The 22318-nt window shown below is 49.2% G+C and carries 8 protein-coding genes; all 8 read left to right on the top strand.

Annotated features, from left to right (window positions below; genetic code table 11):
* The first annotated feature begins 633 nt into the window (after positions 1-633).
* The 8 genes from KO531_RS01140 (at position 634) to KO531_RS01105 (ending at position 22311) form a co-directional block, all read left to right on the top strand.
* Complete coding sequence (locus KO531_RS01140) at positions 634-1503, top strand: helix-turn-helix domain-containing protein (protein ID WP_219250168.1); 870 nt, start codon at positions 634-636, stop codon at positions 1501-1503.
* The gene (locus tag KO531_RS01135; protein WP_219250167.1) at positions 1500-9791 is read left to right on the top strand and encodes a type I polyketide synthase; all 8292 of its coding nucleotides are present in this window, start codon (positions 1500-1502) and stop codon (positions 9789-9791) included. Before KO531_RS01140 ends, KO531_RS01135 begins: the two co-directional genes overlap by 4 nt.
* Entirely contained in the window at positions 9788-12055 is a 2268-nt protein-coding gene (locus KO531_RS01130) for a PfaB family protein (protein WP_219250166.1), read from the top strand. Before KO531_RS01135 ends, KO531_RS01130 begins: the two co-directional genes overlap by 4 nt.
* Positions 12052-17973, top strand: coding sequence for a beta-ketoacyl synthase N-terminal-like domain-containing protein (locus KO531_RS01125; RefSeq protein ID WP_219250165.1), 5922 nt, complete (start codon positions 12052-12054; stop codon positions 17971-17973). Before KO531_RS01130 ends, KO531_RS01125 begins: the two co-directional genes overlap by 4 nt.
* Before the next feature lie 117 nt (positions 17974-18090).
* Positions 18091-19737, top strand: a complete 1647-nt coding sequence (gene pfaD, locus KO531_RS01120; protein WP_219250262.1) for an eicosapentaenoate synthase subunit PfaD — start codon at positions 18091-18093, stop codon at positions 19735-19737.
* Positions 19738-20092: 355 nt separating this feature from the next.
* Positions 20093-20269, top strand: coding sequence for a DUF1328 family protein (locus KO531_RS01115; RefSeq protein ID WP_028760636.1), 177 nt, complete (start codon positions 20093-20095; stop codon positions 20267-20269).
* Between the two features lie 23 nt (positions 20270-20292).
* Positions 20293-20487 carry a hypothetical protein gene (locus KO531_RS01110; protein WP_028760637.1) on the top strand — a complete coding sequence of 65 codons (195 nt, stop codon included), beginning with the start codon at positions 20293-20295 and terminating at the stop codon, positions 20485-20487.
* A gap of 144 nt (positions 20488-20631) precedes the next feature.
* The gene (locus KO531_RS01105; protein ID WP_219250164.1) at positions 20632-22311 is read left to right on the top strand and encodes a diacylglycerol kinase family protein; all 1680 of its coding nucleotides are present in this window, start codon (positions 20632-20634) and stop codon (positions 22309-22311) included.
* Positions 22312-22318: the final 7 nt, after the last annotated feature.

The following is a 22318-nucleotide window of genomic DNA, read 5'->3' as shown; positions in this document are numbered from 1 at the left end:
GGACAAAGCCTTGCGGCTGATGGTTATCATTGTCTGGCTTTTTGGAGAGCACTTAGCAACATTCTTATCTCGGTATTGTCTAGGTTCATTGTTATCTGAGTTCATTATGCATCTTAAATAGTTTCAACTAAGCCCTATTTCAATTCTTAGCCACACTCTAATAAGAGCAATTCTTAGAACGACTCTGAACGCCATCCTAAGCGCAAATTTTTGCTGCAATTGCGCCAAGATTTTGCGCCCAAATTAATAGGTTTAGCCGCACAGTCTGATTCCTTGCAGAGGAGGCTTAAGCCAATATTGGGCTATTTTACCCCGCTAACTCAAAAAAGCGGCCTTTATCGCCCCTAAAAATTTAATTCTTCCACTATCAAAGTATTAAAAAGCCCAAGCGGTCAGCGAAAACCCAACATAACGCACAGAAAATACCATTACTCAACGAAAGCCAATAAATTCCAGTCCCAGATGATTGTATCGACCCGAAACCTCAGGTAATCTGCATCCCCATTAAGTGACACAGATGATAAGCACAGGTTTTACGATGAGTGTCACTATGTTCTTCAAGAGTGCCACAGCTGACTCAGCCAAAATGGCTTCTCAGTCCCAATAGATTATGTCGGATGATAATTATTATTAATGGCAGCTCGCGACTCTCAATCTAAAGCGCCGTCTTACGCCCCTAAGAGCACAACTCAAGCGGCGAAAAAAGACAGCGCACCTCGGCATCGAAACGCCACCACCACGCCTGAAATGCGACTCTTTATCCAGCAATCGGATCTGAGCGTCAGCCAGCTGGCAAAAATTTTAAATATTACTGAGGCAACAGTCCGTAAATGGCGGAAGCGTGAGTCCATTAGTAACAGTTCGAACACGCCCCATCACCTCAATACCACGCTCACGCCGATGGAAGAATATGTGGTGGTGGGATTACGCTATCAACTCAAACTCACCTTAGATAGATTGCTCCACGTCACCCAAACCTACATTAATCCCAATGTATCGCGCTCCGGCCTTGCTCGTTGCTTAAAGCGCTACGGCATATCGCGGCTCGATGAGTTTGAAGCACCACAAGTACCCGAACGCTATTTTAATCAATTGCCTGTGACTCAAGGCAGCGATATCCAAACCTATACGGTCAATCCAGAAACCTTGGCCAAGGCGCTGGCTCTGCCAAGTACCGACGGTGATACTGTGGTGCAAGTGGTCTCACTCACCATACCGCCGCAACTCACAGAGCAAGCACCAAGCTCAGTACTATTAGGCGTAGACACAGCAAGTGATTGGATTTACCTCGATATTTATCAAGACAGCAATACCCAAGCGACCAATAGATATATCGCCTATGTCCTCAGACATGGGCCGTTTCATTTACGAAAGTTGCTCGTTCGCAACTATCACACCTTCTTAGCCCGTTTTCCCGGTGCCCATGGCACGCCAAAGACAAACGCGGCTGGATCCCAAAACAAGGTCACCGTATCCAGGTCGACCCGTGGAGACTCTTTATGAGCCATACCCCTTCTGTACCTAATTCTGCGACTGAGTCAAAAAAAGATAAACGACTCAACAAACGTTTAAAAGATATGCCCGTTGCCATCGTCGGCATGGCCAGCATCTTCGCTAACTCGCGTTATTTAAATAAATTTTGGGATTTGATCAGCGAAAAAATCGATGCCATTACTGACATCCCAGACACCCATTGGCGCGCCGAAGATTACTACGATGCCGACAAAAGCAAAGCCGATAAAAGCTACTGTAAACGCGGTGGTTTTTTACCAGAAGTCGACTTCAATCCAATGGAATTCGGTCTGCCACCCAATATTCTTGAGTTGACAGATACCTCGCAACTGCTGTCGCTGATTGTCGCCAAAGAAGTGCTTGCCGACGCCAATCTGCCCACCGATTACGATCGTGATCGTATCGGCATCACCCTAGGTGTGGGTGGTGGTCAAAAAATCAGTCAGAGCTTGAACTCGCGCCTGCAATATCCAGTGCTTAAAAAAGTATTCAAAAGCAGCGGCCTGAGCGATGAAGACAGCGAAATGCTGATCAAAAAGTTCCAAGACCAATATATCCACTGGGAAGAAAACTCTTTCCCTGGGTCCTTAGGCAACGTGATTGCAGGCCGTATCGCCAACCGTTTTGATTTTGGCGGAATGAACTGTGTGGTCGATGCTGCCTGTGCGGGCTCGCTTGCCGCTATGCGTATGGCGTTAACTGAACTGACCGAAGGTCGCAGCGACATGATGTTAACCGGCGGCGTTTGTACCGACAACTCACCGTCCATGTACATGAGCTTCTCAAAAACGCCAGCCTTCACCACCAATGAAACCATTCAACCCTTTGATATCGATTCAAAAGGCATGATGATCGGCGAAGGTATCGGCATGGTCGCGCTTAAACGCCTTGAGGATGCCGAGCGCGATGGCGACCGGATTTATGCCGTCATCAAAGGCGTTGGCGCCTCATCTGACGGTAAGTTTAAGAGTATTTATGCGCCGCGCCCTGAGGGCCAAGCCAAAGCACTCGAACGTGCTTACGACGACGCGGGTTTTGCACCGCACAGCATTGGCTTAGTTGAAGCCCATGGCACGGGTACTGCAGCGGGTGATGTGGCTGAATTCAACGGCTTAAAATCGGTATTTGCCCAAGGCAACGACACAAATCAACATATCGCGTTAGGTTCAGTGAAATCCCAAGTGGGCCACACTAAATCCACCGCTGGTACTGCCGGGGTGATCAAAGCCGCGCTAGCGCTACACCACAAGGTATTGCCTGCGACCATTAACGTCAGCCAGCCTAATCCAAAACTGAATATCGAAAGTTCGCCATTCTATTTAAATACCGAAACTCGCCCATGGTTCCAGCGCGCCGATGCAACGCCGCGCCGTGCAGGTGTAAGCTCCTTTGGTTTTGGCGGCACGAACTTCCATCTTGTATTAGAAGAATACAAACCTGAGCACAGCCGCGATGAGCAATATCGTCAGCGCAGTGTGCCGCAAACGCTATTGTTTGCCGCAGCCAATAAAGCCGCGCTACTTAGCGAGTTAAAAGCTGCGCTGAGCCAAAGCGTGAACACAAGCGCAAACGCGAATAAGAGCAGCGCTGCGAGCCTAAACGCTATCGCTCAGCAATATCCGCTGCGCGTGCTGGCAGACACAGATGCCCGTTTAGGTTTTGTGGCTAAGGATATCGCTCAGCTGCAAGCTCAGTTAAATCAAGCCATCTCTCATCTAGAAAGCAGTGCGCATTTAGAAAGCGGGCACCTAGAAACCAGTGCAAACGAGGCGTGGCAGCTACCTTCTGGGATCAGCTACCGCTCCCATGCCTTGCTCACTAAAGATGAATCAAAGAAAGTAGCCGCTCTGTTTGCCGGCCAAGGTTCACAGTACCTGAACATGGGCCGCGAACTCGCCTGTCATTTCCCGGAAATGCGCCAACAAGTGACGGCCAGCGATAAAGTATTTGCTCACCACGGTCAAACACCGTTATCGAACATCCTCTACCCTATTCCAGCATTCGATGCCGATGCGGTGAAAGCCCAAGAAGCGGCACTGACCAATACTATGTTCGCTCAAAGCGCCATAGGAGCGGTTTCAATGGCGCAATATTCGCTATTAACGCAAGCGGGTTTTGCCCCCGATATGGTGGCAGGTCACAGCTTTGGTGAATTGTCAGCCCTTTGCGCGGCAGGCGTGATTTCCAATGAAGATTACGTCGAACTGGCCTTCGCCCGCGGACATGCCATGGCGCAAGTGCCGAGCGATACTGGGACTCAAGTTGATTTAGGAACCATGTTCGCGATTATTCTTAAGCAAAAGAATGATATCGATGCGATCAATAGCTGTTTAGCCCAGTTTGATGGCGTTAAAATTGCCAACTACAACGCGCCGACGCAATTAGTCATCGCAGGTGGCACAGAGCAAACTCAGCTGGCCGCGAAAGCCATTAGTGAACTGGGCTTTAAAGCGATTGCCCTGCCTGTCTCAGGCGCGTTCCATACCCCATTGGTTGGACACGCACAAAAACCCTTTGCCAAAGCCATTGATAAAGCAAAATTTAGCGCACCTTCAATCGCGCTTTATGCCAACGGCACAGGTCAACTACATCCAAGCGATGGCAAAGCGATTAAAGCAGAATTTAAGCAACACATGCTGCAATCGGTTCGCTTTAGCGAACAACTGCAGGCCATGTATGACGCTGGCGCCCGTGTGTTTGTTGAGTTTGGCCCTAAGAACATACTGCAAAAGTTAGTTGAAAATACCTTAGGTGAACACTTAAATGAGCTTTGCCTTGTCAGCATGAACCCGAATCCTAAGGGCGACAGTGACAGCCAATTACGCTTAGCCGCAGTGCAACTCGCGGTAGCCGGTGTGGCGTTAACTGAGATTGACCCCTATCAAGCCGTCACGTCACAAGAAATTGCCGAGCGTGAAGCGCCATCGGCGATGAACATCAAACTCACAGCCACTAACCATATTAGTACTGCAACCAAAGCTAAGATGGCGAAATCCCTCGCCACAGGCAGCGTGACTAGCCAAGTGCAATATGTGGATCGCATCGTTGAAACGGTTGTCGAAAAAGAAGTCGAAAAAATCGTTGAGAAAGAAGTCATCGTCGAAAAAGTGGTTGAAAAAATAATAGAAGTGGAAGCGAATCAAGTGGCAGCTGTTGAAATGAAACAAACATCCCCAAGCGTGACGCAAGGCTTAAATAATCACGCACAACAAGCAACGGCGCAGTTGATGAGCCCAAGCACACCAAACGTCAGCAGCGATGCGTTAACGGCATTTTTCAGCGCACAATCTCAAGCGGCTCAGTTACATCAACAGTTTTTAGCTATCCCACAGCAATACGGCGATACTTTCACGACACTGATGACAGAACAAGCCAAGATGGCAAGCCTTGGCATTGCAATCCCTGAAAGCCTGCAACGCTCGATGGAGATGTTCCACCAGCATCAAGCACAAACCCTGCAAAGCCACGCCGAATTTATGCAGCTACAAAGCAGTAGCAGCCAAGCGGCCTTGGCGATGTTAAACAATGCACCGATTAACTTTACTCCAGCAGTTGCAAGTCAGCCACGAGCAACTGCGCCGGCTCCAGCATCTGTTGATCCAGCGCCTGTTGCTGCAACGACAATGCCACATAATGCTGCACCAGTGACTCAAGCTGTTGCAACGGAAGCGGTTAGCACACCTGTTGCACCTGTTGTGCAAACCGCTCCCGTTGCTTATTCACCTGCTGTGACTGTACAAGTTGCGCCTGCCGCTCCTGCATTAGTCATGCCTGCTGTAGTGATGCCAGAAGTGACACCTGCGGCACCAGCAACGAGCGGCTTAAGTGCTGGACTTGTTCAGGCTTCTGAAATCGAGAGCACCATGATGGCTGTGGTTGCCGATAAAACAGGCTACCCCACTGAAATGCTGGAACTTGGCATGGATATGGAAGCCGATTTAGGTATCGACTCTATCAAGCGCGTTGAAATCCTAGGCACAGTGCAAGATGAACTGCCGGGTTTACCCGAACTTAGCCCAGAAGATTTGGCCGAGTGTCGCACCTTAGGTGAAATCGTTGACTACATGCAAAGTAAACTTACACAAAATGACAAGCTTCCAGCAGTGGGTTCAATTATCGTAGCGCCTATTACTACTGCAAATGTGGCAACTCAAGTGGCAACAGCCGCACCTGCCGTTAACGGTTTAAGCGCTGCGTTAGTACAACAAACCATGATGGCTGTGGTGGCTGACAAGACAGGCTATCCGACTGAAATGCTGGAGCTCAGCATGGATATGGAAGCCGATCTCGGTATCGATTCCATTAAGCGCGTTGAAATTTTAGGTACAGTACAAGACGAACTGCCGGGTTTACCAGAGCTCAGCCCAGAAGATCTGGCCGAGTGTCGTACCTTAGGTGAAATCGTTGACTACATGAACTCTAAACTGCCAGCAGTGGGCTCGGTTTCAGCTCCAATAGCAACGTCAGTCACAGTTGCAACAAATAACGGCTTAAGTGCTGCACTTGTTCAACAAACTATGATGGCAGTGGTGGCCGACAAGACTGGCTACCCCACTGAAATGCTGGAGCTCAGCATGGATATGGAAGCCGATCTAGGTATCGACTCCATCAAGCGCGTTGAAATCTTAGGTACAGTGCAAGACGAACTGCCCAACTTACCTGAACTCAGCCCAGAAGATCTGGCCGAGTGCCGTACTTTGGGTGAAATCGTTGACTACATGCAAAGTAAGCTTACACAAAATGACAAGCTACCAGCAGCAGGTTCAGTTGTAGTTTCTACAACAGCACAAGCTGCGCCTGCCGCCAACGGTTTAAGCGCTGCGTTAGTGCATGCTTCTGAAATCGAGAGCACCATGATGGCTGTGGTGGCCGACAAGACTGGCTATCCCACTGAAATGCTGGAACTCAGCATGGATATGGAAGCCGATTTAGGTATCGATTCCATCAAGCGCGTTGAAATCTTAGGCACAGTACAAGACGAACTACCGGGTTTACCTGAGTTGAATCCTGAAGATCTGGCCGAGTGCCGCACCTTGGGCGAAATCGTTGACTACATGCAAAGTAAGCTTACACAAAATGACAAACTACCTGCGGTTGGCTCGGTTTCAGCTACAACAGCAGCGCAAGTCACTGTTACCGCTACAACAAATAACGGTTTAAGCGCTGAAAAAGTCCAACAAACCATGATGTCAGTAGTGGCCGACAAGACAGGCTACCCCACTGAAATGCTGGAACTCAGCATGGATATGGAAGCCGATTTAGGTATCGATTCTATCAAGCGCGTTGAAATCCTAGGCACAGTGCAAGACGAACTGCCGGGTTTACCGGAGCTAAATCCTGAAGATCTGGCCGAGTGTCGCACCTTAGGTGAAATCGTTGCACTCTTTTCGAAAGAAATAGGGCAAAGCAAGCTAGGCCAAAACGCGGTAAGCCAGAATGCCGCGCCAGTTAGCGCTGTCGTTCAGCCTGAACCTACTATCGATTTACCACCACATGATTTACCACCCCATAGTGAGGTGGTGCTAAAAAAGTTGCCAGCGGCGGCTGAGCTAACGCAACTATCGCCACAGCAATCGTCAAAGCAATCAGCGCAACAAGGTCTGCCACGCGTTTTTGCTAAAGATGCCTGCATTATCATTAGCGATGATGGTCACAATGCTGGCGTACTTGCCGAAAAATTGCATGCTCAAGGTTTAACGGTTGCGGTTGTGCGCTCGCCTGAAAACCTTGTGGCCAATGCATCACCGCTCAATAGCCACATTGCCAGCTTCACATTGGCGGCGATTGACGATGCCAGCATCAGCGCAGTGATTAATGAGATCAAAAACTTAGGTCCAGTTGCAGGCTTTATTCATCTGCAACCACAACATAAAACCTCAGCAGATGCGAAAGGTTTAGTGTTGTCCAGTGCCGCCAAAGCGTCGGTCGAGCAAGCGTTCTTGTTCGCCAAGCACTTACAGCCGCCTTTAACAACAGCAGCAACCGCCAATACTGGCAGTAGCTTTATCAGCGTCAGTCGTATCGACGGTGGTTTTGGCTATCTTAACCACAGCCAAATTGCCCGCAGCGAGTTAAACCAAGCGGCATTGGCAGGTCTGACTAAAACCTTAAGCCACGAGTGGCCAAGCGTGCATTGCCGCGCCTTAGATATCGCGCCAGCACTTGATGCCAAGCAACTGGCCAATGCTGTGATCGCAGAGCTATTTGCAACCGATAACGTATTGGAAGTCGGTGTTAGCCAAGGCGCAGCCCAAGCACTTGAGCGCGTAACCTTAGTTGCTGGCAAGGCTAATACCCGCCACGGCGCAGCAAACTTGACGAGTGCAGATAAAATACTGGTGACCGGTGGCGCAAAAGGCGTGACCTTTGAATGTGCGCTAAGTTTAGCCAAACGCAGCAAGGCGCACTTTATCCTTGCTGGCAGAAGCAGCCAACAAGCCATTCCCGCTTGGGCACAGGGTAAAAATAACAGTGAACTTAAAGCCGCAGCTATTGCCCACATTCAAAACTTAAATAAACAAGGAATTGGCGAGAAACCCACGCCAAAACAAGTGGATGCCTTAGTATGGCCAGTGCAAAGCAGCCTAGAAATTGCAGCCGCACTAGAAGCCTTTACCGCCGTAGGCGCGAGTGCCGAGTACTTAAGTCTCGATGTAAACAATCCAGATGCGATCGCCAGCACTATAGTGCCTATCACCGAGTTATCACCTATTACTGGCATCATCCATGGTGCGGGCGTACTCGCCGATAAACACATCCAAGACAAGACCTTAGATGAGTTAGCACGGGTGTATGGCACTAAGGTCACAGGCATTAGCAATCTGCTTGCCGCACTGGATTTAGATAAAGTAAAACTGATCGCCCTGTTCTCTTCGGCGGCGGGTTTTTACGGCAATACCGGCCAAAGCGATTACGCTATGTCCAACGACATACTCAACAAAGCCGCACTGCAACTGGCGCAGCAACTGCCAAATGCCAAAGTGATGAGCTTCGATTGGGGCCCGTGGGACGGCGGCATGGTGAATCCTGCGCTGAAAAAGATGTTTATGGATCGCGGTGTTTATGTGATCCCGTTAAAGGCGGGTGCTGAGTTATTTGCGAGCCAATTACTGAGCAACACAGGCGTACAATTGCTGGTCGGTACTGACATGCAAGGCAGCGCACCTCATGACGACACTTCTAATAAATTGCAAGAGACTGAAGGTAGCAATCTAAAAAAGCCTGAAGCGGATCTAACCACTGATGCGTCGGATCCGCATGCTTTGGCATCAACACTTGCTGCAATCGCTTTCACGCGACCGCTAACACTGCAGCGCACACTGGACCCTAAGGCAATGATCTTTATTGAAGATCACTGCATTAACGGTCATCCCGTATTACCGACAGTGTGCGCGATTCAGTGGATGCGTGAAGCCGCCTTTGATGTGCTCAAGCAACCAGTCAAAGTGCAAAGCTACAAGCTGTTGAAGGGCATTATTTTCGACACTGCCGTGTTACAAAATGGAGTGTTAGAAAGTGAAGCGCCAATCACGCTAGAACTTGAACTTGCACCGATTGCGTTAACGGATAACGCCGCGACAAACACTGACGAGCGCTTGAGTGAACAATTCAGTGCCTTAATCAGCTTTGAAGGTCGTCCGCAATATCAGGCCATCCTAGTCGTTGATGATGCTGTTGATGACGCGGCGAGTGATTACTTAGCCACTAACAGCAAAGCAACAGCCTTTGACGCGCAAAGCTTGGCGGGATTGGATGCCATCACAACCGCGAGCAGCCTTTACAGCGACGGCACGCTTTTCCACGGCCCAAGACTGCAAGGTATTGAGTCTGTATTGAAATTTGACGATGCGAGCTTAATCGCCAAGGTGAGCCTACCCCATGTTGCGTTAGCGGACTGCGGGAGTTTTGTGCCCAATCTGGCCCCTAAAGGCTCACAAGCTTTTGCGGAAGATTTGTTGCTACAGGCGATGCTAGTGTGGGCGAAACTCAAATATGGCGCGGCGAGTTTACCATCAAGCATTGGTGAGTTTATTTCCCATGCGCCGTTTGCCTTTGGCGATAAAGGGTATCTAGTGCTCGAAGTAGTAAAACACTCTGGCCGTGCCCTTGAAGCCAATATCACGCTGTATCATCAAGATGGCCGCTTAAGCTGTGAGATGAACAACGCCAAAGTCACCATCAGCAAAAACCTTAACGGTGCATTCTTAGCTAATAAAGTTGCTGCTAATCAAACCGCTGCGAATAAAGCCATTGAAAGCGTGGAGGCAAAAGTCGAGTGAACTTAGCCTCTCCTTTAGCAACGACAAATAGCGCCAAGCCACTGCGTATTGCAGTGTTGCTTGGCGATGCGGTCAACCTTTCCCCTTACTCAGCCCAAGTATTAGGAACGTTTGCAGAACGTGAAAGAGTTCAGATTTGCGCTGCCGATGCCAACCAATCGACAGCTCATGAACCAAAAGTGCATGAACCGTCAGTGTATGAGCCGTCAGTGCATGAGCAAAGGTCGCTCACTGCGTTATTAAGCCAAGCAACAACAGCCATTGAGCAAGGCAAGCTCGTTGAACTTACATTTAATGATGGCAATCAGCCCCAGTCTCTGTACTTGCTCGATGGTTTAACCGCCGCCAAACTGCGCCTCCACGCCCACGCGTTTATTGCTGGTTTTGCCGCTGGTAATGAGACAAGAGGTGATGCTAATGCGGCTGTTGAAAATGCGGCGGCTGTTGCTAATGCTGCATTAGCGGCGGCTGTTGCTAATGCTGCATTAGCGGCGGCAAAGCGCAGCCCAGCACAAACCGTTCAGCATCAGCTCGTCGCCAACACACTCAACGAGGCATTTGTTGCGCTGCGCCAAGGCGTAACCGCCCTCGCTGCGCGAACACAAGCGCCGCTTCATGGCGCAACTGATATTAAAGAGGCAAACGGCACAAATCATCAAGCAGGCTATTGGTTTAGCGACCAACATCAAGCGCGGGTTTTGTGTCTAAATCTTGTAGCAAAAACGTCAAGTAAAACGGATGTGTCTCGAAATCTAAGCCAAAGCCTAGTACTGACCCAAGGCACACAAGTTATCGCACCCAAAGCCCTTGTTGATGAAAACCGGCTGTTTGTGCCGATAAGTGCTGACAATATTGATTCACTCATCGCGCAAGTATTGCAACTAGTTAACACTCTGGAAAATTGCGTAGGCTTTCACGCGGAATATCTCAAACCTTGGTTTGAACGCTATGATGCCAACGCGCCTCTGGCGTTAGTCTTAATGGCGGCATCAATTGATGACCTCAAACTTGAAGCCAAAGCTATGCTTTCGGCGCTTGAAAATGATTCAGTGCGTCATCATGGTCACCCCTTTAAGACACCAGCGGGTAGCTATTTCACCGCTAAGCCGCTAGGGGATGCGGGGCTGACCTTTGTATATCCCGGCGTTGGCACTGTTTACGCCAATATGTTCAATAACTTGCATGAGTATTTCCCCGCGCTGTATCACCAGCTAGAACGTGAAGGCGATTTAAGCGCCATGCTGCAATCATCGCAGATTTATGCCGCAGATGTAAAAACTGCAGCGGGCATGAGCTTAAGCCAGCAAGCGATTAGTGGCGTGGGCGCCAGTTATCTATTCACTAAACTGTTGACCCAAGTCTTTAATATTAAGCCAAAAATGGCGCTCGGTTACTCAATGGGCGAAGCAGCCATGTGGGCCAGCCTAGATGTGTGGCAAACGCCCCATGCTATGATCAACGCCACAGAAAATAGCGATATTTTCAACCATGCCATTTCTGGCGAGCTAACCGCAGTGCGCCGAGCGTGGCAGCTTGCGGATAATGAATCCATAGTGTGGAACAGCTTTGTGGTACGCGCTGATAGCCATGAAATCAAGGCATTATTGCCAGAGTTCCCTCGCGCTTACTTAGCCATCATTCAAGGTGATACCTGCGTTATTGCAGGCTGCGAAACAAGCTGTAAAGCCCTACTTGCCAAGTTAGGCAAACGCGGCATTGCTGCCAATCGCGTCACGGCAATGCATACTGCGCCTGCCATGTTAGTCCACGGGCAAGTACAAGATTTCTATACTCAAGCGCTAAAACCCGAGGCACTGAAACCTGAGGCGCTGAAAGCGGCGGCGCAAGATCTGCCTATTCGCTTTATCAGCGCAGCGCAAACTGCGCCAGTCACCGTTGATAGTCACAGCATTGGCCGCGCGATTGCCGATACCTTTTGTTCGCCACTCGACTTTAGTGCGCTCATTCAAAATGCCACTGAGCAAGGCGCTAGGCTGTTTGTCGAAGTGGGCGCCGATAGGCAAACCAGCACACTCATAGATAAAATCAGCCATGCCCATGCAGGCCAAAGCACGGCGAACGAGGTAACAGCCGCCATTGCTTGCAATGCCAAAGGTGCCGATACGATTACCAGCTTACTCAAGTGTTTAGCTCAGCTAATAAGCCACAGAGTGCCGCTGTCGCTCGCGCCGCTTATTCAGCCATTAAGTGCTAACGCAGCCCCTTTATCATCAGCAGTATCACCAAAAGGAGAACCCCAGTGAGTTCTCAGCATTCCCCTACTATTGATAAAACTAACGTGCCTACCATTGCGTCAAACCGCGCATCAAAAAGCGCATCAAAAATTGCGATTGTCGGCCTTGCGACTCAGTATCCTGACGCCGATAATCCACAAACCTTCTGGCAAAATCTGTTGGATAAAAAAGACTCTCGCACCCAAATCAGTCGCGAAAAGCTCAATGCCAATCCCGCCGATTACCAAGGTGTGCAGGGGCAATCTGACCGTTTTTACTGTGATAAAGGCGGCTACATCCAACACTTTGAGTTTGATGCCAAGGGTTATCAACTGCCTGAGTCCGCCTTTGACGGGTTAGATGAAAGCTTTTTATGGGCACTCGATTGCAGTCGCAAAGCCCTTCAAGACGCAGGGATTGCACCAAGCGATGCCGTACTGGCGCGCACAGGTATTGTAATGGGAACCTTGTCGTTCCCCACGGCCCGCTCCAACGAACTGTTTTTGCCTCTGTATCATCAAACTGTTGAAAAGGCGCTGCAAAACAAACTTAACCAAAGCGCATTTCAGCTGGCTGACTTTGGCAACTCAGTTAACGATCTCAATGCCAATAGCCAAGCCTTAAACATCGCCAATGGCGCCGTTGCTCACACAGCCTCAAAACTGGTCAGCGATGCACTCGGTTTGGGTGGCACTCAGTTGAGTCTGGACGCCGCCTGCGCCAGCTCGGTTTATGCACTCAAACTCGCCTGCGATTACCTAACAACTGGCAAGGCCGATATGATGCTTGCGGGCGCAGTATCGGGCGCCGATCCCTTCTTTATCAACATGGGATTTTCAATTTTCCACGCCTACCCAGATCACGGTATTTCAGCGCCCTTTGATAGCAACAGCAAGGGCTTATTCGCCGGAGAAGGCGCTGGGGTGTTAGTCTTAAAACGCTTAGAAGATGCCGAGCGCGATGGCGATAACATCTATGCCGTCGTTAGCGGCATTGGTTTGTCGAACGACGGTAAAGGCCAGTTTGTATTAAGCCCCAATAGCAAGGGCCAAGTGCAAGCCTTCGAGCGCGCCTATAGTGCAGCAAACACACTGCCTGCTAATATCGAAGTGATTGAATGCCATGCCACGGGCACACCGCTTGGGGATAAAGTCGAACTCGCCTCGATGGAACGCTTTTTTGAGGACAAACTCGCGGGCTCTGCAGTGCCGCTGATCGGCTCGGCAAAATCCAACTTAGGCCATTTACTCACAGCCGCGGGCATGCCGGGGATCATGAAGATGATTTTTGCCATGCGCTCGGGCCGCTTGCCGCCAAGTATTAATTTATCGGCGCCGATATCCTCACCTAAGGGTTTGTTTAGCGGTAAAAATCTACCGACAGAACTGCATGCGTGGCCCGATAAAGCTGGCAATGACCGCCGCCACGCGGGTGTTTCCGTGTTTGGTTTTGGCGGCTGTAACGCGCATTTGTTGCTGGAATCCTATGTACCGGCAAATACCAGTAGCAAACATCAGCAGAGTACAGCCCAAGTAAACTATCAGCATACACCATTAAATATCATTGGCTTAGCATCACACTTCGGGCCTTTATCCTCCATTAATGCACTGGATAACACCATTCATGCTCGACAAGATGCCTTTATCCCGCTGCCCGCTAAACGCTGGAAAGGCTTAGATAAACACCCTGAGATCTTAGCTAACTTTGGCTTGCCTTCTGTACCACAAGGCGCCTATATCGACCAGTTCGATTTTGACTTCCTGCGTTTTAAAGTGCCGCCCAATGAAGACGACCGCCTGATCTCCCAGCAACTGCTGCTGATCAAAGTGGCCGATGAAGCAATCCGCGATGCCAACTTAAAACCCGGCGGCAAGGTGGCCGTATTAGTGGCAATGGAAACCGAACTCGAATTACACCAGTTCCGTGGCCGCGTAAATCTACACACCCAACTGGCAGACAGCCTTAAAAAACAAGGAATAACACTCACACAAGCTGAGTATCTCGCCCTTGAAAAAATCGCAATGGACAGTGTGCTCGATGCCGCCAAACTGAACCAATACACCAGTTTTATTGGCAACATCATGGCGTCACGTATCGCATCCCTTTGGGACTTTAACGGCCCTGCCTTCACCATTTCGGCGGCGGAGCAATCGGTCGCCCGCTGTATCGATGTGGCCGAGAACCTCTTGTCCCAAGAATCCTTGGATGCCGTAGTGATTGCCGCCGTCGATTTAAGTGGCAGCCTTGAGCAAGTGATCCTCAAAAACGCCGTATCGCCAGTGGCATTTAATGCCACTGACACTGGTTGGAAAGTCGGTGAAGGTGCTGGCGCACTGGTGCTAACTGCTGAAAATTCAAATACTAATGTTCTACTTAATGATGCCTATAGCAACAGCTATGGTCATATCAGCGGCCAAGTATTTGGCGCGATTTGTAACAAACAGGGTCACAGTAACACGGCGCGCATTTGCGATGACTTGCTAACCCAAGCCAAGGTGAATAGCAGCCAGATTAGCTTGATTGAAACCAGTATTGCGGTTGAGCAACTTGCCGATTCAGAGCTGGTACTCAATACCCTGTTGCCGAGTGTGAACCAGCGCAGCCAAGCCGCTGATACCCTAGGCCACAACTTTGCCGCCGCAGGAATGGCGAGTATTTTGAGCGCGCTGCTTCAGCTTAAAAATCAGGTGCAGCTTAAAAATCAAGCGCAACTTAACAAGCATTCTTCTCAAGCTCAGCAGAACGCGCTCGTAGCGACGTTTAGCCAAGGTAAATGCTCGCAGTTACTGCTCAGCCAAAGTGCCACGCAAGCGCACAGTTTGCAGCAAAGGCTTGAACAAGACTTAACGCTTTCTGAGCAAAAACACTTAATAAAACAAGTAACGCTCGGTGGCCGCGATATCTATCAGCATATCCTGGATACGCCGCTCGCAGGCCTTGATGCTATACAACAAAAAGCCCAAGCCATGACAGCACTGCCAGCACGCAGCCAGCGCAAGCATTTGGCCCAAATAGCGAGCAAAGACACGAGTCGCTTTGCAACAAGCAGCCCAACCACGGCTCAACAAAAAGAGACATTAAGCAGCATGCCAATGAATGCCCTAAGCACCAATAAAAACGCCGCTCAAGCAGAGCTAAAAGACGCGGCATTTTTAAGAAATCAGCAACTCGCCCGTGAGGCGCATTTAGCCTTTTTGCAAAGTCGCGCTGAAGGACTGAAACTGGCCGATGCCTTGATGAAAGCCCAGCTTGCCAGCGAGTTAGCCGTCAATGGCCAAACTGCACCGGTACAACAGCAAGCCATTGTTCCGGCATCTGCGACAGCGGTTCTTCCACATCCTGTGCTTTATCCCAATCATGCAAAAGTGCCTGAGTACACGCCGCCAACACCGATAAGCAAGCCTTGCATTTGGGATTATGCGGATTTAGTCGAGTACGCCGAAGGTGATATTGCTAAAGTATTTGGCCCAGATTATGCCATTATCGACAGCTATTCGCGCCGTGTACGCCTGCCAACCACAGACTATTTACTGGTATCTCGGGTAACGAAATTAAACGCCCAGATGAACCAATATCAGCCTTGCACTATGACCACAGAATACGATATTCCTGTGGACGCGCCGTATTTGGTCGATGGCCAAATCCCTTGGGCCGTGGCGGTTGAATCGGGTCAATGCGACTTGATGCTGATCAGTTACTTAGGTATCGATTTTGAAAACAAGGGCGAGCGCGTTTATCGCCTGCTCGATTGCACCCTGACCTTCCTTGGCGACTTACCACGAGGTGGCGACACCCTGCGCTACGACATTTCCATCAACAACTTTGCCCGCAATGGCGATACCTTGTTGTTCTTCTTCTCCTACGAATGTTTTGTGGGCGATAAGCTGATCCTGAAAATGGATGGCGGCTGCGCCGGCTTCTTCACCGACAAGGAACTCGCCGACGGCAAAGGCGTTATTCGCACCGAAGCTGAAATCAAAACTCGCGACCTTGCGCTCAATAATCCCAATAAGCCGCGCTTTACTCCGTTGCTTAACTGCGCACAAAACCAATTTGATTACAGTCAAATCCATAAACTGCTCGGCGCCGATATCGGTGGCTGTTTTGGCGGCGCCCATGCGGCGCATCAAGCCCAATATGGGTTGCAGCCCTCTTTATGTTTTGCATCCGAAAAATTCCTGATGATTGAACAGGTCAGCAATCTTGAGGTGCATGGCGGCGCGTGGGGCTTAGGCTCAGTTCAAGGCCATAAGCAGCTCGAAGCTGATCATTGGTATTTCCCGTGTCATTTCAAGGGCGACCAAGTGATGGCGGGATCGTTAATGGCCGAAGGCTGTGGTCAATTACTGCAATTCTTTATGCTGCATATTGGTATGCACCTCGGCGTTAAAGATGGTCGTTTCCAACCGCTAGAAAACGCGTCACAAAAAGTGCGCTGTCGCGGTCAAGTCTTGCCGCAATCTGGCCTGCTCACCTATCGCATGGAAATCACCGAAATAGGTATGAGCCCGCGCCCGTATGCTAAGGCGAATATCGATATTTTGCTCAATGGCAAAGTGGTGGTGGATTTCCAAAACCTTGGGGTGATGATCAAAGAAGAAGCCGAATGCACCCGCTACCTCGCGGATAATGATGCCAACACTGCTAATAAGAATGCGCTGCTTACCTCGACAACACCAGTATCGTTAGCCGCGCCGCTAATGGCGCAGTTGGCTGATTTAACTGCACCAACCAATAAAGGCGTAGTGCCTCTGCAACATGTGCCTGCACCGATTGCGCCAGCGGATTCAAAGTATGCTAACCGCGTGCCCGATACCCTGCCGTTCACGCCGTACCACATGTTCGAATTTGCCACTGGCGACATCGAAAACTGCTTCGGCCCCGATTTCAGCATCTATCGCGGCCTAATTCCACCGCGCACGCCTTGCGGTGATTTGCAGCTCACGACTCGCGTCATTGCGATTGACGGCAAACGCGGCGAACTGAAAAAGCCCTCTTCGTGTATAGCCGAATACGAAGTGCCTGCAAACGCTTGGTATTACGATAAAAACAGCCATCACGCCGTAATGCCCTATTCAGTGCTAATGGAAATATCACTGCAGCCAAACGGCTTTATCTCGGGCTATATGGGCACCACATTGGGCTTCCCCGGCCAAGAGCTGTTCTTCCGTAACTTAGACGGCAACGGTAAGCTGCTGCGCCATGTGGATTTACGTGGCAAAACCATAGTGAACGACTCACGTTTGTTATCGACTGTGATTGCTGGCAGTAACATCATTCAGAATTTTAGTTTTGAATTAAGCTGCGATGGCGAGCCTTTCTATCAAGGTAAAGCGGTATTTGGTTACTTCAAGGGCGATGCGCTGAAAAACCAGTTAGGCATAGACAACGGCAAGATCACTCAGCCTTGGCATGTGCAAAATGGCATAGTAGCCGATAGCCAAATCAATCTGTTAGATAAACAACATCGCAGCTTTAACGCACCAGAAGGTCAGCCGCATTACCGTTTAGCGGGCGGTCAACTTAACTTTATCGACAAGGCTGAAATCGTGAAAGCCGGCGGTAAGGCGGGCCTTGGCTATTTATACGCCGAGCGCACCATTGACCCGAGTGATTGGTTCTTCCAATTCCATTTCCATCAAGATCCTGTGATGCCAGGCTCATTAGGGGTTGAAGCCATTATCGAGCTGATGCAAACCTATGCGATTGACCAAGACCTTGGCGCTGGCTTTAACAATCCTAAATTTGGGCAGATTTTATCGGATATCAAATGGAAGTATCGCGGTCAAATTAACCCATTAAACAAGCAGATGTCACTGGATGTGCACATTACCAGCGTGACAGACGACAATGGTAAACGCATCATTATGGGCGATGCCAACTTGAGTAAAGATGGTCTGCGGATTTATGAAGTTAAAGATATCGCCATCTGTATTGAAGAAGCCTAGCGAGTTTACGCTGTTAGAAAGACGCTAATCTCGAATAACAAATAACGAATAACGAATAGTTGCGCCGCCTTGGCTATCCACATCGCACAGGGCGGCACTGATAACATGAGAACACCTATGACTAGCCATACTCTAGATCAATACAATAGCAATAACGAAAAACTCAGCCCTTGGCCGTGGCAAGTCAACGATGCCGCGCTAAGCTTTGATATCGACTCATTAGGCAAAAAACTCAAAGATTTAAGCCAAGCCTGTTACTTAGTCAATCACAGCGAAAAAGGCTTAGGCATAGCGCAAACGGCCGAAGTAACCACAAGCGACAGCCAAGCGCCTCTTGGCTCACACCCCGTCAGCGCCTTTGCGCCTGCCCTTGGCACCCAAAGTTTAGGCGACAGTAATTTTCGCCGCGTACACGGGGTTAAATACGCTTACTACGCCGGCGCTATGGCCAACGGTATTGCCTCGGAAGAACTGGTTATTGCGCTGGGCCAAGCGGGCATTTTGTGCTCATTTGGCGCGGCGGGGTTAATTCCATCCCGCGTTGAAGCGGCCATTACCCGCATTCAAGCGGCGCTGCCCAATGGCCCCTACGCCTTTAACTTAATTCACAGCCCAAGCGAGCCCGCATTAGAGCGCGGCAGTGTTGAGTTATTCTTAAAACATAAAGTACGCACGGTCGAAGCCTCGGCATTTTTAGGGTTAACGCCGCAAATCATTTATTACCGCGCAGCAGGTTTGAGCCGCGACGAGCATGGCGAAATAGTCATTGGCAACAAAGTCATCGCCAAAATCAGCCGTACCGAAGTCGCGACTAAGTTTATGGAACCGGCGCCTGCCAAAATCCTCCAGCAACTAGTGAGTGACGGTCTTATCAGCCAAGACCAAATGGCGATGGCATTGCTTGTGCCGATGGCGGATGACATCACAGCCGAAGCCGACTCTGGCGGCCATACCGACAATCGTCCGTTAGTCACGCTTTTGCCGACGATTTTGGCGCTCAAAGATGAAATCCAAGCTAAGTATCAATACAAGACACCCATCCGTGTGGGTGCTGGCGGCGGTGTCGGCACTCCCGATGCAGCATTAGCCACCTTCAACATGGGCGCGGCGTTTATTGTCACAGGTTCAATCAACCAAGCTTGCGTCGAAGCGGGCGCGAGTGAACACACCCGTAAGTTGCTCGCCACCACAGAAATGGCCGATGTGACTATGGCGCCTGCCGCCGATATGTTCGAAATGGGCGTGAAATTACAAGTGGTAAAGCGTGGCACTCTGTTCCCGATGCGCGCCAATAAGCTTTATGAAATCTATACTCGTTACGATTCGATTGATGCCATCCCTGTGGACGAGCGTAAAAAACTCGAAGAGCAAGTGTTCCGCTCATCACTCGATGATATTTGGGCGGGCACAGTCGCCCACTTTAACGAGCGCGATCCTAAGCAAATCGAGCGCGCACTGGATAACCCCAAACGTAAGATGGCGCTGATTTTCCGCTGGTATTTGGGTCTGTCTAGCCGCTGGTCAAACACAGGCGAAATCGGCCGCGAAATGGATTACCAAATTTGGGCAGGCCCAGCGCTCGGCGCATTTAATGCGTGGGCCAAAGGCAGTTATTTAGATGACTATAAGGCCCGTAATGCGGTGGATTTAGCCAAACATTTAATGGTGGGCGCGGCGTATCAATCCCGCATTAACCTGCTGTTATCCCAAGGCGCGAGCATTCCGGTTAGCCTGCAACGCTGGAAACCATTAAATCGTTTTTAAACGTATTTAGCTTCTATCATCTTGTATTATAAGATCATAATATCTTCAAGCCGACACAAACTCACAGTGTCGGCTTTTATTTATCTTTACTTATGAACGACATCAGCTCACAGTCTTTGATTCAACGTATTAGGCTGAAACTCTTACCGAAGCTTAGGTAAAAATTGCCTACCCCTCTTTTAATTCACTCACACCATTTTAAATAAAATGATTTAAATTATATTTAAAATCAATTAACTACTTAAAATTTTTAAAGTTGGCACTATGTTCGCAATCTAAAAATAACCATTAGCCGTTACCTTACAAGTGACACAAACGGTCATGCGAAGGATTAATACAAGGGCAGGAGGTTATTATGCTAGGTTGGACATTAGTATTTCTAGTTGTTGCCGTGATTGCCGGGTTGTTAGGATTTGCTGGGATTGCTGGCGCAGCGGCGGGAATAGCGAAAATCATTTTCTTCATATTTATTGTGTTATTAGTGATTTCTCTGCTGATCAATGCCCTTAAGGGTAAATCACCGCGACTATAATTTTTTTAGAAAAGGAGATAGATATGAAACCATTTACCCTGATGACAAGTGCAGCATTCGCATTATTACTCGCCCTAGGTTTAACGGCCTGTAGTGATAACAAAGCCGAAGACGCGGGCGAAAAAATCGATGAAGTAATGACTGATACAGGTAACGCCATCGAAGATGCCTGTGAAGAAGTCAAAGAAGGTGTTAAAGCTAAAGATACTAAGTGCTAAACAAACCTCACTTTAGGGTGGCAATAGACTCGTCTACTGCCACCCTTTTGGTTTAGACTCGCTCATTTCTGCATCTCTCATCTCGACATCTATCCATTCAAGTGCAACGATTTTAACCAAGAACAATGGCATTGGAGGACTTGCATGCTAACGAAGATCCACATCAAATATTTGTACACTGCAGGTGCAGTATTGTTAGCCTATTTTGCAGTAACAGACACTTCTCCCCTGCTCACTTTCATTTGTGCATGGACAAGTCTGTCACTGTTTTTAGTCGGCTCAGCCTATTGGTTTAATCGCGCCAGTATTTTTAGAAAACGCCAAGATGGCACTATTCCTTGGTATATTCGCTGGGGTTTTATCCCTTTTTTATTGGGTTGCCGACTCTATAACCATTGGGCGAGAAAATGTGATTCAGTGCCATCGATGCAGAGGATAGATGAACATCTGTATCTCGGTTGTCGACTCTTTCCTGCGGATCTGGAAAAGATTAAAGCCAATAAGATCACTGCCATTCTGGATGTCACCGCTGAGTTTGATGGCTTAGATTGGTCACAGTTTGAAGATCATATTGAGTATTTAAATATTCCCATCTTAGATCATAGTGTGCCGACCAGTGCCCAACTCAATCAAGCCGTTAACTGGCTGCACCGCCAAGTGCGCGCCAATAAAAAGGTACTCATCCACTGTGCTATGGGTCGTGGCCGCTCAGTGCTGGTACTCGCCGCTTATTTGGTTTGTAAAGATAAACAACAGCACTTCGTAGAAGTACTGCAACAGATAAAGCAAGTTCGCAAAACCGCAGGCTTAAACAAATGGCAATTACGCGCGCTTGATCGCATGCTCAGTCAAGGGAAAATTAACATCCACAAAGTAGCATGGATTATCGCCAACCCAGTCTCTGGCGGCGGAAAATGGCAAGAATACAGCGAACAAATCCAAGATGAACTCAAAGCCTATTTTGACCTGACGTTAACTCTCACAACAGCAGACGAAACCGCAAATATCTTCGCCGAGCAAGCCCGTAATGCAGGTGCTGATATCATTATCGCCTGCGGTGGCGATGGTACTGTGACTGAGGTGGCCTCTCAAATCGTCGATACGGATATCGTCTTAGGCATCATTCCTCTTGGCACAACTAATGCCCTCAGTCATGCCCTCTTTGGTTTAGGCAGTAAGCTTATTCCTATCTCTCAGGCGCTGGATAATATTATTCAAGGGCATTGCCAAGCCATTGATACCGCGCGTTGTAATGAGGAGTTAGTGTTGTTGCTTGTAGGCATAGGGTTTGAGCAACAAATGATTGAATCCGCTAATCGTGAGCGTAAAAATGCTCTCGGCCAGTTTGCCTACCTCGATGGCTTATGGCGCGCAGTGAATGCCGATATCACTTTAACCATCCAACTCAGCTTAGATGATGCAAAACCCACAACATTAACGACCAATAGCCTAATCGTTGCCAATGCAGCACCGTTTACCAGCGTGTTGGCACAGGGCGATGGCGAGCCAAACATGACCGACGGTTTACTCGACATTACTTGGTTGGATGCTGGCGATGAACCCAAAGAGCAGTTGCTTAGCCTCGCTGAATTAGCGATTGCAGGATGGGTGAAAGAAGGTAATAAAAATGTGCGAGATCAACAAGCGAGTGCAAGTAAAGTCCATCATGCCCATGCTAAAAAGGTCACTATCAGCAGCCAGCCTAAGTGTAAATATGTGATTGATGGTGAAGTATTTAAGCCTGCGGATCTCACTATTGAAGTCCAGCCAGCATCTCTTAAAGTGTTTGTTCCTTATCAGGAAACCACTGAGCAAGATGAGTGATCGTTGT

The organism is Shewanella sp. NKUCC06_TVS, from assembly GCF_019345515.1.
Classification (GTDB): domain Bacteria; phylum Pseudomonadota; class Gammaproteobacteria; order Enterobacterales; family Shewanellaceae; genus Shewanella; species Shewanella oncorhynchi.
The sequence above is the reverse complement of the archived record's forward strand: the minus strand, read 5'-3'. Positions and strand labels throughout refer to the sequence as shown.